At 34.6% G+C, this 15,190-nt stretch carries 15 protein-coding genes; all 15 read left to right on the top strand.

From position 1 onward, the window contains the following. Positions 1-75 precede the first annotated feature (75 nt). Positions 76-255 (top strand): 30S ribosomal protein S21, encoded by a 180-nt coding sequence (gene rpsU / locus PCY70_RS00830; protein WP_010168528.1) that lies wholly within the window; start codon positions 76-78, stop codon positions 253-255. A 63-nt stretch (positions 256-318) separates the two neighbouring features. After that, on the top strand, positions 319-2,196 hold the full coding sequence (locus tag PCY70_RS00825; protein ID WP_305768074.1) for an endonuclease MutS2: 1,878 nt from the start codon (positions 319-321) through the stop codon (positions 2,194-2,196). A gap of 151 nt (positions 2,197-2,347) precedes the next feature. Next, positions 2,348-2,638, top strand: coding sequence for a YabP/YqfC family sporulation protein (locus PCY70_RS00820; protein WP_010168526.1), 291 nt, complete (start codon positions 2,348-2,350; stop codon positions 2,636-2,638). 30 nt (positions 2,639-2,668) lie between these two features. Then, positions 2,669-3,892 (top strand): sporulation protein YqfD, encoded by a 1,224-nt coding sequence (yqfD, locus tag PCY70_RS00815; RefSeq protein WP_305768073.1) that lies wholly within the window; start codon positions 2,669-2,671, stop codon positions 3,890-3,892. A 21-nt stretch (positions 3,893-3,913) separates the two neighbouring features. Further along, complete coding sequence (locus tag PCY70_RS00810) at positions 3,914-4,879, top strand: PhoH family protein (protein ID WP_010168524.1); 966 nt, start codon at positions 3,914-3,916, stop codon at positions 4,877-4,879. A 21-nt stretch (positions 4,880-4,900) separates the two neighbouring features. Next, complete coding sequence (locus PCY70_RS00805; RefSeq protein WP_305768072.1) at positions 4,901-6,982, top strand: HD family phosphohydrolase; 2,082 nt, start codon at positions 4,901-4,903, stop codon at positions 6,980-6,982. Then, entirely contained in the window at positions 6,983-7,444 is a 462-nt protein-coding gene (gene ybeY / locus PCY70_RS00800) for an rRNA maturation RNase YbeY (protein WP_305768071.1), read from the top strand. It abuts the gene before it with no gap. Positions 7,445-7,456: 12 nt separating this feature from the next. Beyond that, the gene (gene era, locus PCY70_RS00795; protein ID WP_010168521.1) at positions 7,457-8,368 is read left to right on the top strand and encodes a GTPase Era; all 912 of its coding nucleotides are present in this window, start codon (positions 7,457-7,459) and stop codon (positions 8,366-8,368) included. 93 nt (positions 8,369-8,461) lie between these two features. After that, entirely contained in the window at positions 8,462-8,578 is a 117-nt protein-coding gene (locus tag PCY70_RS00790; protein ID WP_010168520.1) for a YqzL family protein, read from the top strand. After that, positions 8,579-9,328: a DNA repair protein RecO gene (recO, locus tag PCY70_RS00785; protein WP_010168519.1), complete on the top strand. Its 750-nt coding sequence runs from the start codon at positions 8,579-8,581 to the stop codon at positions 9,326-9,328. Between the two features lie 12 nt (positions 9,329-9,340). Further along, a complete protein-coding gene (locus PCY70_RS00780) occupies positions 9,341-11,119 on the top strand; it encodes an aminopeptidase P family protein (RefSeq protein ID WP_305768070.1) in 1,779 nt (592 codons plus the stop codon). Between the two features lie 21 nt (positions 11,120-11,140). After that, complete coding sequence (locus PCY70_RS00775) at positions 11,141-11,677, top strand: hypothetical protein (RefSeq protein WP_305768069.1); 537 nt, start codon at positions 11,141-11,143, stop codon at positions 11,675-11,677. 172 nt (positions 11,678-11,849) lie between these two features. Next, positions 11,850-12,350 carry a DUF4430 domain-containing protein gene (locus tag PCY70_RS00770; protein ID WP_010168515.1) on the top strand — a complete coding sequence of 167 codons (501 nt, stop codon included), beginning with the start codon at positions 11,850-11,852 and terminating at the stop codon, positions 12,348-12,350. Positions 12,351-12,475: 125 nt separating this feature from the next. After that, on the top strand, positions 12,476-14,512 hold the full coding sequence (locus tag PCY70_RS00765) for an alpha-amylase family protein (protein ID WP_305768068.1): 2,037 nt from the start codon (positions 12,476-12,478) through the stop codon (positions 14,510-14,512). A gap of 12 nt (positions 14,513-14,524) precedes the next feature. Next, a complete protein-coding gene (sdaAB, locus tag PCY70_RS00760) occupies positions 14,525-15,187 on the top strand; it encodes an L-serine ammonia-lyase, iron-sulfur-dependent subunit beta (protein ID WP_305768067.1) in 663 nt (220 codons plus the stop codon). Positions 15,188-15,190 lie beyond the last annotated feature (3 nt).

The following is a 15,190-nucleotide window of genomic DNA, read 5'->3' as shown; positions in this document are numbered from 1 at the left end:
GTATAGTGCTTTAAAAAAATTCTCCGTAAGATATGCTAAAAGCACAATGCCGCAACCGGAGGGGAGTGAAAATATATGTCAGAGGTTACTGTTCGCGAAAATGAATCTTTAGATAGCGCTCTTCGTCGTTTCAAAAGAAACTGTGCAAAAGCTGGAATAATGCAAGAAATTCGCAAAAGAGAACATTATGAAAAACCTAGTGTGAAACGCAAAAAGAAATCAGAAGCAGCACGCAAAAAAAATAGACAATTTTAGTTTAAGAATAGGTCCCTCATGTTTTTGGTGTGGGACTTATTTTTTTTTACAATAGGAGCAGTTATGAATGAGAATATAAAAAATAAATTAGAATATGATAGGTTGATAGAACATTTAAAAACTTATGCAACAAGTTCTTTAGGCAAGATGTTAATCGACACACTGTCGCCGAGTCCATATATTAAAGTGGTGCAAAAGCGCTTAGACGAAACAAAAGAAGCAATCAGTTTGCTTGCAAATACTATTCCACTACAGGGTGTTGGAAATATTCAAAATATTATAGAACAAGTAGAAAAAGGAATAGTTTTAGATTGTTCAAACCTTGTTCAAATAAGTGACTTTTTATATGGAGTTCGAAAGGTGATAAACTTTTTTGCAGATAAAGAAGCATACACACCTATTTTAGCGAGTTATTCCAAATCTCTTACTGCCTTGAAAAATATTGAAGACGATATAAATCAAAGTATTACAAAAGGTAGAGTTGATATCAATGCGTCGAAAGAACTTAAACGTATACGTCGCCATATAGATATCGAACAAAGCAAAATAGAAGAAAAATTACAAAAATTTATAACTATAAATAAAAAATATTTAGAAAGTACTATTATTACAAAACGCCAAGATCGTTTTACTATTCAAGTAAAAGCAGCGTATAAAAATCAGGTAACTGGTACACAAATAGATAAATCCAATAAAGGAAATACTATTTTTATAGAACCTCAAATTATTCAGAAACACACTTCTGCTCTAATTTCACTAAAAGCTGAAGAAGAATTAGAAGAATATAAAATACTAGCAATGCTGACAGAGATTGTTAATTCTAAATTACAAGAAATTAAACTTAATGTCGAAGTCATTGCAGAATATGATTTAATTTTTGCTAAGGGTAAGTACGCTATAGCCATAGATGCAGCAATGCCGAAAATCAACGTTGATGGATATACAAAAATTATTGCAGGAAAACATCCGCTATTAGAAGGAAATGTTATACCGCTTGATCTAGAAATCGGAGATACCTACAGCGCATTAGCAATAACGGGACCAAATGCTGGCGGAAAAACTGTAGTGCTTAAGACGGTTGGCCTATTGACAATCATGACTCAACTTGGATTATTTATTCCTGCCAAAGACAATAGTCATATTGCTATCTATTCAAAAATTTTTGTAGACATTGGAGATAATCAGAGCCTTGAAAATTCATTAAGTACATTTTCGTCGCATATAAAAAACCTTGCGACAATCATAAAGCAAGCCGATAAACAAACACTAGTATTATTAGACGAATTAGGCAGTGGAACAGATCCAAACGAAGGAGCGGCACTTGCCATTGCCATCTTGGAAGAGTTGTATAAAAAGCAAACTACTATTATTGTCACTACTCATTATGGCGAAATTAAAAATTATAGCAAATCTCACCCCGATTTTAATACTGCTAAAATGGAATTCAACGAAGAAACTCTTGAGCCATTATATAAATTAGTAATAGGAAAATCCGGAAAAAGTAATGCGCTATATATTTCCCAAAAAATGGGTGTACCAAATCATGTTATCGAAAGAGCTGCAGGATACATTAAAGATAAAAACTACAATTTCGAAAAAATAGAACGCAAAGTCAAGAAGATAGAAATTGAATACACAACCGTCGAGTTCCAAAAGGGAGACAAAGTATTGCTTCTCGATAAAAATATAGAAGGTATTGTTTATCAAGGACAAGATAAGGAAAGAAATGTTGCGGTCTTTATAGAAGATAATGGTGAAATTATCAAAGAATATGACAAACGAATTAAACTTATTGTCGCAGCAGATAAATTGTATCCAGACGGCTATGACATAGATAGTTTATTTGTAGACTTCAAAATTCGTAAGCAAGAACGAGATATCGCACGAGGTTCTAAAAAAGCGTTAAAGAAGATTCAAAAAGAGATCAAAAATCATAAATAAATTCGATTTTGGGGTGCTATTTATGCATTCCAAAGTATTTTTTAGTATATGTTTGGATTTTTAGGAATAAGTATTAATTAGTTAAGGGAATAAATTTTAATTTGAATACTTGTCCTAAATATAGCATAATATGTATTGAAAGGGGAAAGTTATGAGCCAACGGTTAACAATAAAAGAACTAACCAAAACGTTTAAAAACTTTATATCATCAATCGATGGAGTAGAAGAATCAATAATTGGACTCCCCCTAATAACTATCATTGGTGAAGATAACCTACGAGTTGAAAATTTTTCTAGTATAATAGAATATAACCAAGAGATTATTAGACTTAAAACCAAGATTGGTGTTATTTCTATCATAGGAAAAAATTTGTTAGCCAAAAGTATGACCAAAGAAGAAATAGTAATACGAGGTAAAATATCTGGAGTAAATTTAAATTAACACTCCCCAAAACAAGGAGGAAGATAAAAGATGTTTGTATACTTATGGAATTATTTAAAAGGATACGTTATAGTAGAAATCAGTGGAGAACGGATCGAAAAACTACTAAATGGAGCACTAAATCAAGGCATTTATTTTTGGGACGCTCAGTCTGATGGTAATAAAGTTGTTTTAAAAACTTCTATGGATGGATTTAAAGAGTTAAAAGCCATTGTATTTCGTGCTAAATGCCGAATTTCAATCTTAGAAAAATGTGGTCTACCATTTATTAATTTTAAATATAGAAAAAGAAGTGTGTTTATAATAGGGGGCGTTGCATTTGTAGCTTTCTTTTGGTTTTTAACTTCTTTTGTGTGGCTTGTAGAAATTGAAGGAAATGATATTCTCGAGGAAACTGATATCATCCAAACATTAAGAGAAGGCGGTTATACTACCGGAGTTTTAAAAAGTAAGTTAAATCTTAGAGAAGCAGAACAATACTTAATTAATCAACATAATGAAATATTATGGACTGGAATTAGTTTTCAAGGCACAAAACTTAATGTTCAAATTACGGAAGCTGTGCCAAAACCCATAATACATAACGAAACTGAGCCTACCAATATCGTTGCAACCAGAGATGGAATTATTACATATATTGCCACAAATTCGGGAACTCCTCTTGTAAAAAAAGGAGATACCGTTAAAAAGGGTGATATATTGGTTACTGGAGTAGTTACGTTAGAAAGCGACTTGGTAATAGACGCTTATTATGTAAATGCAGATGCCGCCATAGTGGCAAGAACGCCATACACATTAGAAGCCTCTTTGCCACTAGATAAAGATCAAAAAGTATATTTAGCAGATTATAAGACAACCTATAGTATAAAACTTTTTGATACTCAATTTAATTTAGGTACTAAAGACGAGTTCACTGAAAATATAGATACATTAGTTACAATAAATCAATTAAAACTTACCAGTATGTTTCCTCTTCCGTTTTATTGGATACGTACAGATCAAGTTCCGTATACAAAACAAATAACTACCAGGACAGAAACAGAAATTATTGATAAACTAGAAGGAGCGTTAAATGATAATTTGTTGAAAAAAATCGGTCAAACTGGTAAAATAATAGCCAAAGAAATGTCTTATAGCACAGTAGATGGTGTTGTATATGGTGTATTAAATGCTATAGTAGAAGAAGATATCAGCATAGAGCAACCAATAAATAGCGAGCCCCAAATGAGTCTCGCATCACCTCAATTAAGTTAACGTAGAATAGGAGCAGTGAATATGGCAGGAATTGAGAAGAAAATTAATATACCAACCAATCATGTATCTGTAATTTTCGGAAATATGGATGGTAACATCGTAAAAATAGAGAAAGAACTAGATGTTACATTTGTAATGCGCGGTGAAAGTATTAAAATTTTAGGCGAAACAACAAACGTTAAACTCGCAAGTAATGTTATAAAAGAACTTATACACTTTGCAGAACAAGGTGATCAAATTGATGAGCAGCTAGTTGATTACACTTTGGGAGCCATTACAAAAAATCGTCAAGAAGATTTAACACATGTGAATCAAAACGTGGTAACTCTTACTTATCAAGGAAAGCCAATCAAAGCAAAAACAAGTGGTCAACAAAAATATGTAGAACTTATCAAAAAAAACATGGTCGTATTTGGAATGGGTCCTGCCGGAACAGGCAAAACTTATCTTGCGATGGCGATGGCAGTCGATAGTTTTAAACGTGGCGAAGTTAGTAAAATCATCCTAACACGACCTGCTATAGAAGCGGGTGAAAAACTTGGATTTTTACCTGGAGATTTGCAAAGCAAGGTTGATCCCTATTTAAGACCTCTTTATGACGCATTATTTGAAATTATGGGACCAGAAAATTTTGATAAAAATATGGAAAAGGGACTTATAGAAGTTGCTCCTCTTGCATATATGAGAGGACGTACACTAAATAATGCTTTTATCGTTTTAGACGAAGCTCAAAATACAACTCCTCAACAGATGAAAATGTTTTTAACAAGATTAGGATTTAATTCAAAAACCGTTGTTACTGGGGATATGACTCAAATCGATTTGCCTAGTAATCAACATAGCGGATTGTTTGAAGCTTATAAAGTTCTTAGCAATGTTAGCGGTATTGGGATGTGTCATTTAGATAGAAATGATGTAATTAGACACCCTATAGTACAAAAAATTGTTGACGCATATGAACTTTATCTCAATGGTCCAAAAAAATAGCATTAAGTTTGGGGTGTTCAAATGAAAAAGGAATCAAATACCAGGGCAATATTTATTTGGCTGAGTATGGCGTTCACGTTTTTAGCAGTAGTGACTGGAAATTTATTCGATAGAAAATCAGAATTCCAGATAGGTAGTGTTGTACCTACGGATTTTTTTGCTCCGTTTAAATTCGAAAATACAAAATTAACGGAACATAATAAACAATTGGCAGCAAATTCAGTAGATGATATATATATGATCGATGAACAAGTTTTACAAAATATACTATCAGATACAGAATCATTATTTAATTATACAGAGGAGATTATTGCTATGATGCAATACCCTCCTTTAGAGATTCCTGATTCTGTTCAAAAACAACTTAGAATAAATTATATTGCCACAAATATAAACTACTCACAAATATTACAACAAAAATCTCATTTATCACTTGTTAATAGTCAGTATGAAATGCTATTGAATATTCCGCCTGAAACGTTAGCTCAAATAGAAGAGCGAATACTGGCTCTGTTTAAACAGATATATAATAATAAGGGCGTTTCTGCAGAAGATCTCGAAAAGCTTGATATAAACTCTATGATATTAGAATTTGGTATATCGCCAGTTTATCAAACTTTAGTTAACAATATAATAGATAATCAACTTGTAACAAATTTAGTTTTAGATAAAGACGCCACCGAAGAGGCTCGCCATATTAAAAGATCTAGTGTCCCTGCAGTTATGGTCGAAGAAGGCGAAAAAATTATTGGAAAAGGAAGTAAAATAACAGAAGAATCCTATCAATTACTAATTGACAGTGGTATTATAGGCACCAATAATATTGATAATTTTGTTCCATATATTGGCGTTTTTATTATGATACTCATTCTTTATGTGTTTGTTATATCATTTTTGCGAGTGACGGCTTTTAAATCGTTTTTAACTCCAGAAGGACAAAATTTATTATTTGTATTGTATATTATGATGCTAATAGTGGCAAGACTTATGCTAGGGCTACAATTTATTCAATTCCCTCTTGCTATAGGAGCTATGATAATTGCTTTACTTCTAAATAAAGAAATTGCTTGTGTATTTCATTTTGTAATTTTAGTAGTCTATTCTCTTATGTATAAAGCTGACATGACTACCATCTTGTATCAATTTATTACAGGGATTATGAGTGTCTTTATTATTGTAAAAATGATTGAACGAAAAGATATGATCAAAGTTGCAGGCTTTTTGGGAATTATATATGGTAGCGTGTATATTGCGATGGTATTACTAATTGATATGCCGCTTACCATCAATTTAGCTTACAATATGCTAATCGCTGTTGGTATTGGAGTCTTTTCTGTAATTTTAGTGGGTGGAAGCTTACCTCTATGGGAAAGCGCATTTCATTTTGTAACTCGGTTTCAATTACTAGAACTTACAAATCCAAATCAACCAATTTTAAAGCGACTACTATTAGAAGCCACAGGAACATATCATCATAGTTTATTGGTTGGCAATTTAGCCGAAACAGCGGCTGATGAAATTGGAGCCAATGCCTTACTAGCTCGCGTTGGTGGCTATTATCACGATATTGGTAAGCTCACTTGTGGTAATTATTTTAAAGAAAATCAAGGATCCAGAAACCCACATGATTCACTCGATCCTCGATCTAGCGCCAACATCATTATTTCACATGTAACAACGGGCGTTGAAATTGCTGCTAAATACAATTTACCAGAATGTGTAAAAGATATGATTTTACAGCATCACGGATGTAGCGTTATGCAATACTTCTATATAAAAGCTCAGAATACTGGTACAGAAAACATCAAGGAAGAAGATTTCACATATCCAGGTCCAAGACCACAAACTAAGGAAGCGGCTCTTGTAATGCTAGCAGATATTATAGAAGCTACGACTCGCTCTATGCAAAATAAATTGGGTCCAGATTTTACTATAGAAGATCTTGTTCGCAAAATGGTTAAACAGCAACTTGATATAGGAGAGCTTAGTGAATGTAATTTATTTTTATCAGATATAGAAAAGATTATACAAAGCTTCACCAGAACTTTAAACGCTATGTATCACGAAAGAATAGAATACCCAGAAAAGAAGGAAAAAAAGTAAATGCACATTGATATAGATGACCAAGAAGGTTTATTTGTTCTTGAGCCAAAGCTCGAGCAAAAGATTATAGAAGTTATAGAAGAATGTTTAAAATTAGAAAATATATCAAATGATATCGAAATCAGTCTTAGTATAGTTGATAAAGAAACTATAAAAACTATTAACCGTGATTTTCGAGAAATAGATAGAGACACTGATGTTCTATCTTTTCCTCAATTTGAAGCGCAATCAGAGTTTGTAGATTCTGCAGACGTAGTAATTCTTGGCGATATTATCATATGCTTAGATATTGCAAAGGAGCAAGCTGTAGCTTATAATCATTCTTTGGCAAGAGAAATTTGCTTTTTAATTGCTCATAGTTGCTTTCATCTATTGGGCTATGATCATATGACAGAAGACGATGAAATAATCATGTTTGCTAAGCAAGATTGTGTTTTAGAAACACTTAAAATTACTAGATAATAGGAGAAAAAAATGAAAAAAGAGTTTAAATCGGGATTTATTTCCATAATAGGGCGCGCCAATGTTGGTAAATCAACACTTATGAACAGATTAGTGGGTGAAAAGATTGCTATCATGTCTAACAAGCCTCAAACTACTAGACACCAGGTGCGTACTATTCTTACCACAAACGATTTTCAGGCCGTCTTTATAGATACACCAGGAATCCATACGCCAAACACAGAGCTCGGAAAGTTTATGGTTAAAGCTGCCCACACTACACTAAATGAAGTTGATATCATTTTATTTTTAATAGAAACAGATACGCGAATCGGAAAATTAGATGAAGAAATCATTTCAAAACTGAAGTCTGTCAATTCTGCTGTATTTTTATGCATCAATAAAATAGACGGAAAAGATCCGCAAGAAGTAATAGATAGCATTGAATGCTACAAAGATTCTATGGATTTTGCAGAAGTGATTCCGATTTCTGCTTACGAAGGAACCAACGTAGATGCGCTTATCCACTGCATTTCAAAATATCTTCCAGCTGGACCAAAGTTTTTTCCAGAAGATATGATTACAGATGAACCAGAAAGACAGCTTGTGGCAGAATTAATTCGCGAAAAAGCTTTGCATCTTTTAGACAAAGAAATACCTCACGGCATTGCCATAGAAATTAGCTCAATGCGCAAGCGTGATAAAAGTGATATGGTAGATATAGAAGCCACTATAATCTGCGAACGTGATGCTCATAAAAAAATTATTATTGGTAAAAATGGTCAAATGATAAAAAGTATCGGAACTCATGCTAGACGCGATATTGAACGTTTATTGGGTTCAAAGATTTTTTTAAGCCTTTGGGTTAAAGTCAAGAAAAATTGGCGCGATAGTGAGTTTTTACTAAAAAATTACGGGTATAGTAAAGAGAATTTACTGGAATGATTCCCAAAAAGTTCCTGTATTTTATAATATAAAATTGTGCATCCTATCTTAACGCAGTGTAATATTTTATGGTTATGAAGGAGGAGTATTCTTATGGCAGACTATTGGAAAGATTTTACAGACACTGGAAGTATTGAGAATTACTTAGCCTACAAAGAACATGAAAATAGTGAAAATAAAAAAGATGAGGATGAAGAAGATGGTGACTAAATGATTTTAAGTATGAAAGCACTTGTAATTAAGGAGTTTACTGTTGGAGAGGGTGATAAGTATATCGCCCTTTTTGGTGATAAATTTGGAAAAATTGATGTTTCGGCCAAAGGTGCTAAACATTATAACCGTGGTTTAGCTTCTGGCACTCAATTGTTTGTTTATGGAAATTTTAGCGTAAAAAAGACTAGAGATACATACAAACTGTTAAATGTAGAAATAATAAAGTCATTCCACAATTTACGCCAAGATATCACCACTCTATCTTATGCTAGCTTTATTGCAGAATTTTTAAATGAAGTTACGCAGGAAAACTCTAGTAATAAAAATTTATTAACACTTACATTATACACTTTACATGAGCTCACTAAACATAGACTTTCAGCTAAACTAATTCGATTCGTGTTTGAAATGAGGGCTATGAAATATCTAGGATATTTACCAAATGTTTATAGCTGCACCAATTGCGAAACAGATCTGCATTATTTGGACAAGCATACCCGTTACGCTTTTTCGATAGAAGATGGAGGCTTATTATGTAATAATTGTGTTAGAGATACTAAAAAAATAAAGCTTCACATAGGAACAATATACGCTATACGCTATATTTTAAATGCTCCTTTGAAAGAGTTATATTATTTCGATGCGCCTAAAGATTTAATTAGGGAGTTTTGCGTAGTATCAGAAAAATATTCTAAGTTTTATATAGATAAAGATTTTAAAACATTGCATTTTATTAATATTTTATAAATGGAGGCTTATATGGACAAATTAACTAAATTACGACAAGCTATGAAGCAGAATGGTATTGATATGTATTATATCCCTTCTTCTGATTTTCATAGTAGTGAATATGTAGGAGCTTTTTTTCAAGTTAGAAAGTATATTTCAAATTTTACTGGGTCGGCCGGAGAGCTTGTTATTACTCAAGACTCTGCTGTGTTATACACTGATGGAAGATATTTTATTCAAGCACAATCTCAATTAGAAGGAACAGGTATCACTTTATTTAAAATGGGCGAACCCGATGTACCAGTATTATCTAAGTATATCAAAAACACGATTAAGGCTGGAGAAGTACTAGCTTTTGACGGTCGCGTTGTTGGAGCCAAAATTGGTATCGAATTAAAAACAGCGGTCGAAGAAAAGCATGCTACTGTTCGATATGATCTAGATTTGGTAGCTACATTTTGGGAGGATAGACCCAGCTTGCCTGCAGGCACAGCATTTTTGCTGGATGAAAAATACTCCGGAGAATCTACAGCTTCCAAATTGGTGCGTGTTAGAGACTTTATGGCACAAAAGGATGTCGCCGCGCATATTATAACTACATTAGATGATGTTGCATGGCTATATAATATCCGTGGCAATGATATTCCACATTTTCCAGTGATTCTTGCTTATTCTGTAGTTACGCTTGATTGTGCTTATTTATTTGTGGACAGAGCTAAGCTCTCAGCTGCCATTGTAGATGTACTTGCCAAAGATAACATAATCATCAAAAATTACGACGATGTTTATGACTTTGCTAAATCTTTATCTGGTAGAGTTTTACTGGACCGTGCGAAAATCAATTATGCGTTATATTTCAATTTGCCAGATACCGTTGCCAAGATCGAGATGACTGCACCTACAACAAATTTCAAAGCTCATAAAAATGAAACCGAGCTTTACAATATCCGATGGGCTCATGCTAAAGATGGTATTGCCATTGCCAAGTTTATGTATTGGATCAAAGAAACTGTAAAAACGTCTAAAATTACAGAACTTGATGCTCAGAAAAAAATCTTTGAACTACGTGCTGAACAAGATGGCTTCATAGAAGAAAGTTTTGGAACTATTTCTGCTTATGGCGCTAACGCTGCCCTTATGCACTATAGTACTGATTTATCCAACCCTACCCCCCTTGAAAATAAAGGCCTATATTTGATAGACTCAGGAGGACAATATTTTGAAGGAACAACAGACATTACACGCACAATTGCACTGGGCGAAGTTACTGACATACAAAAAACTCACTTTACTGCCGTCTTACGAGGTATGATTAATTTATCTATGGCAAAATTTTTAGAAGGTGCCACTGGTATTAATCTAGATATTTTGGCGCGCGGTCCTATATGGGAGCTCGATATCGATTATCGATCTGGTACGGGCCATGGCATCGGCTATCTGCTAAATGTACATGAAGGTCCCAATGGCATCAGATGGAAGGTAGTGCCCGAACGAAATGATAGCTGCGTATTAAAAGTGGGTATGGTTACCAGTAATGAACCTGGGATATATATAGAAAATTCGCATGGTATACGTATCGAAAACGAAATAGTTGTAGAAAAAGATGTCAAAAATGAATATGGTCAATTTTTAAAATTCGAGACTTTAACTTTAGCTCCAATAGATATCGATGCTATACAAATAGATATGTTGACTGCAAAAGAAAAGGCTTGGCTTAATAATTACCATCAAATAGTGCTCGAAAAAATTTCCAAGTATTTAACCGACGAGGAATCCGAGTGGCTTATAAATTATACACGAGCAATTTAGCTCGAAAGGACTGTTTATTTTATGGAAAAGAAAATTTCAAAATTATTACTAGCGTTTACATTTAGCGCTGCATTAACAGGGTGTCTGCATGATACGACTACTGTTGACACAACAGAAAATATTGAAGGGGTCTCTATGCCTAGTGTTCAAACAGCAGACTTATACGCATATACACTAGATTATGACAATATGATTAATGTACCCATTGACGGTTCCAAAGTGGAATATTCTGGTGATATTCTTACTGCTATGAACAATCTTGCGACTATACTTTCAGATCAGGCATTTGATGGCCTAGAAATAGATATAGTAAATATTGAAAATGTTGATGATAAAAAAATTGTGACAATCAATTTGCAAGACGGTGATAAAGGTTCTTGGTATAATTATTTCCAAGGTTCTGCTGGTGGATTGGTTACTGTTCGCTCGCTCGAAGAAACTTTTTTGCAAAGAGCGTATCCCGGAGAGTGGATCGATGGAGTTCAGTTTCAATATAACGGCGAACCTATGCCAGAATTCGATCATACAGTTGGTTTAGAATCTGTCATATATAGATAGATAAAAAAAATCTCTTGTCCCTGCCTATTTCAGTTTGAAAAGTAGGGATGGTTTTTTCATATTTATATAATTGTTAGTACATAAGCCTTGACACAAAAAATGGATTTTGCTATTGTTAGGATGTCAATAATATGTAAAAGGAGAAGCTACACACTTTGTAGCAAAAGAACAAATGAGTAAAAAACTTGGTGTATGTATTATTACAGGAGCACTGATTGCTATTAATGCGGCTTATGCTGTTCCTGCTATGCAAGTATTTAAGTCTAATGCTGTTGCAGTTGCCTCAACCGAAGTAACAACCTCTCAAGCACAACCAGACGAAAAAGATGCTGTTACTCTATCTGTTAGCAGAGCAACTATTGGCGGAACAGACATTATTGCTCCAACTTCTATAAAAGTGGATGCAAATTCGACTGTTTGGTCCGTATTACAAAAAGCTTTAGACGACAAAAATCTAGATTATGAATATACGTATAACAGAAAAAATAATGCGTTATATGTAACAGCGATTGATGGCATCAAAGCTGGTGCGAATGGCACTACAAGCGGATGGATGTTTAATGTAAATGGCAAAGTTATAGAAGATAGCCCTAACAACATTAAAGCTGTTGAAGGTGACAAAATCGAATGGAAATATACCAAAGATGGCGGAAAAGATATAGGTACTAATTGATGCATAAACTCTGTTACTACTATAGTGATGGAGTTTTTTTTGTACATAGAAACTTGTATTGCCTATTTCATTATGCTATAATGCGGTTATTATTACCAATTTGGAATAAAAAGGAGCAATCAACTTTGAATAAAACATATCATCAGATTATAAAAAAATTGCATCTCGATATGCACACTCCCGAAAATATTTTGGCAGTAGGCAATAGCTTGGATATCGATAAATATGTTGCAACCATCAAAGCATCTGGTGCGGAATCAGTTACCGTTTTTGCCAGGTGTGGTTACGGTTTTGCTTACTTTCCTACTAAAATTGGAGTGCCGCATCCAAATATGAAACGAGACTTGTTTGGAGATATAGTAAAGGCTCTTCGTGCAGAAAATATTGATGTTACTGCTTATTTTTCTACAAGCCATATATCTACTTATCAAATGGAGCGCGACAAAAATTTTGGTTGGGCAGCACAAAGACTCGACAAAACTTATTATCTCAACAAAAAGCAAGATCTTAAAACTTATACACCTTGCCCGACTGGCAATTTTATTTATGATAATACGTTGGCTATGATTATTGAGTGTGCAACAAACTATGATATTAACGGAATTTGGATTGACGGGTTATACGGCATGATGAACGATGTTTGTTACTGCGACAGATGCCAAGAAGCCTTCGCCCAAATATCGAACCTACCTTTCGGGAGCGCAACCAGAGCAAATAATCGATGGCGAACAGACATAATTTGGAAATTTATCAACGATGTCAGTCTGGCACTCAAAGAAATAGATTCGCGGCTTACGGTTGGTGCCGACATAGTTGGATGCCTTCAATGGAGCTTACCTAAACCTCAGCATGAAGATTTCATAACCTATGACCCACAACCAGATCATTCAGGACTAAATATTTCGTTGAGCCTTGCGTACACAGCATTTAGGGGCGTTACTTCTGATATGAATATTCAGCGAATGAGAGGATGGGGGCATTTCAATTCTAGGCCTCTCGAAACGCTATACACCGACGCAGCTGTCTGTGCCGCCATGAATAGCATGCTAATTGCAGGTGATATTGTACATGCCGATACAGCCACTCCAGATATCGAAGCCATGAAGAATATTGCCAAGATGTTTGAATATGGAGCAAGCATTCATTCGAAAGTGAAAGATATTATTTCTTATGCTGATGTCGCCATTCTTTCTAGCCCTGAAAATACTCGCGCAGATAATAAGAGCTGGAAAGTTAGTCAAGACACAATAGCCGGAGTGTATCAGTGCGTCTTAAGTGCGGGGTTAGCAGCTCATGTTCTATTCGATGAAGATCTCCCTCAATATTTAAATAACTATAAAGTATTGATTATCCCCGAGCTTGCTTATATAGGCGCAGCTGCAGGTGAGGAGATCAAGAAGTACGTTGCCGCTGGCGGAAAAATTTTGGTTACTGGAAATATTCCAAAAACAGTAGAACCTTATGCTTCTGATGCTTCTGCAAATGCCGAAGTTTTTGAAGAATTGATTGGTCTACAAAACGAGGGAATCTTAGAAACTCCAGTATCTTATTTAGCTACAAAAGGCAGTGATATTGCAAGATTCTTGCCAGATGTTGGGCTCACCAATATTGCTGTTTATGGTCCTGTAACTATGGCGCGTGCCACCACTGCAACCACATTAATCAACTTTAGTGAGCATGGCCCAGTCTATCAGTACGGAGCATTACCTATAGGCAACCAAACAGAATATGTCGGTATTAGCGAAAATACGTATGGGCAAGGCTGCGTATTCTTTATGGCTCAACCTGTCTTTAATAATTACACTAGGTTTGGAGACTTTCTAACCAAAAGATTAATTCATGGCATAATTTTAGAAAACATCACACCGTATGGCAGATTATTTGGAGCATCAAACGCGCAATTGGTTGTGGCAAAGAGTGACACCAAAGTTGCCGCATCGATCATAGTATTCAATCATGATCTTCGAAAAAATCCACCTACAATCGTTGATGGAGCTCCCAAAATTGCAGAATTAAAAATTAGATTGACTGATTATCGAACCCCAACTTCGGTAACTTCGGTTAGAGGTGATAAATTTGCTTATAGCGTAGATGAAGCAGGGATTTTAATTGAATTTGATCCTCTTAAAATTTATGCTGGTGTTGTAATAAACTTTGACTAAACAGGAGTATATATGAAAGAAATTAGTGTATTTGATGTAATTGGACCTAATATGATTGGTCCTTCGAGTTCACATACAGCTGGAGCACTCAAAATTGCTCTAGTTGCTAAAAAACTCGTTGGAAACAACATAGCTCATGTGGCATTTGTATTATATGGATCGTTTGCCCAAACTTATAAAGGGCATGGCACCGATAGGGCGTTGGTTGCTGGAATGCTCGGTATGCACGCTGAAGATTCTCGCATTAAAGATGCCTTTGAGCATGCTGCCAATCTAAAATATAACTTTGTATTGGCTGGTAATAACGACCATCACCCAAATGTTGTAAATATTGTTGTAACACACAAAGATGCGACTACCACAAACGTAATGGGCGCTTCTATTGGTGGCGGAAATATAAAAATTGTCAATATTAATGGGATTGATATTGAATTTAGCGGTGAATATTACACGATTTTAATCAAGCAAAAAGATGTTAAAGGTGTTGTAGCTCATATTACAAATTGCCTAAGTGGTTGCGATATAAATATTGCGTTTATGCGTTTGTACCGCGAAGAAAAAGGTGAAATGGCGTATACGATTATAGAGGCCGACAACCCTATAGACGACGATGTAATTCGGTTTGTCAAAAAAAATAAATCTATACTTGACGTTACAATAATAGAAGGAGTTTAGTTT

This window comes from Candidatus Epulonipiscium viviparus (assembly GCF_030708075.1).
Lineage (GTDB): Bacteria > Bacillota > Clostridia > Lachnospirales > Cellulosilyticaceae > Epulonipiscioides > Epulonipiscioides viviparus.
The sequence above is the reverse complement of the archived record's forward strand: the minus strand, read 5'-3'. Positions and strand labels throughout refer to the sequence as shown.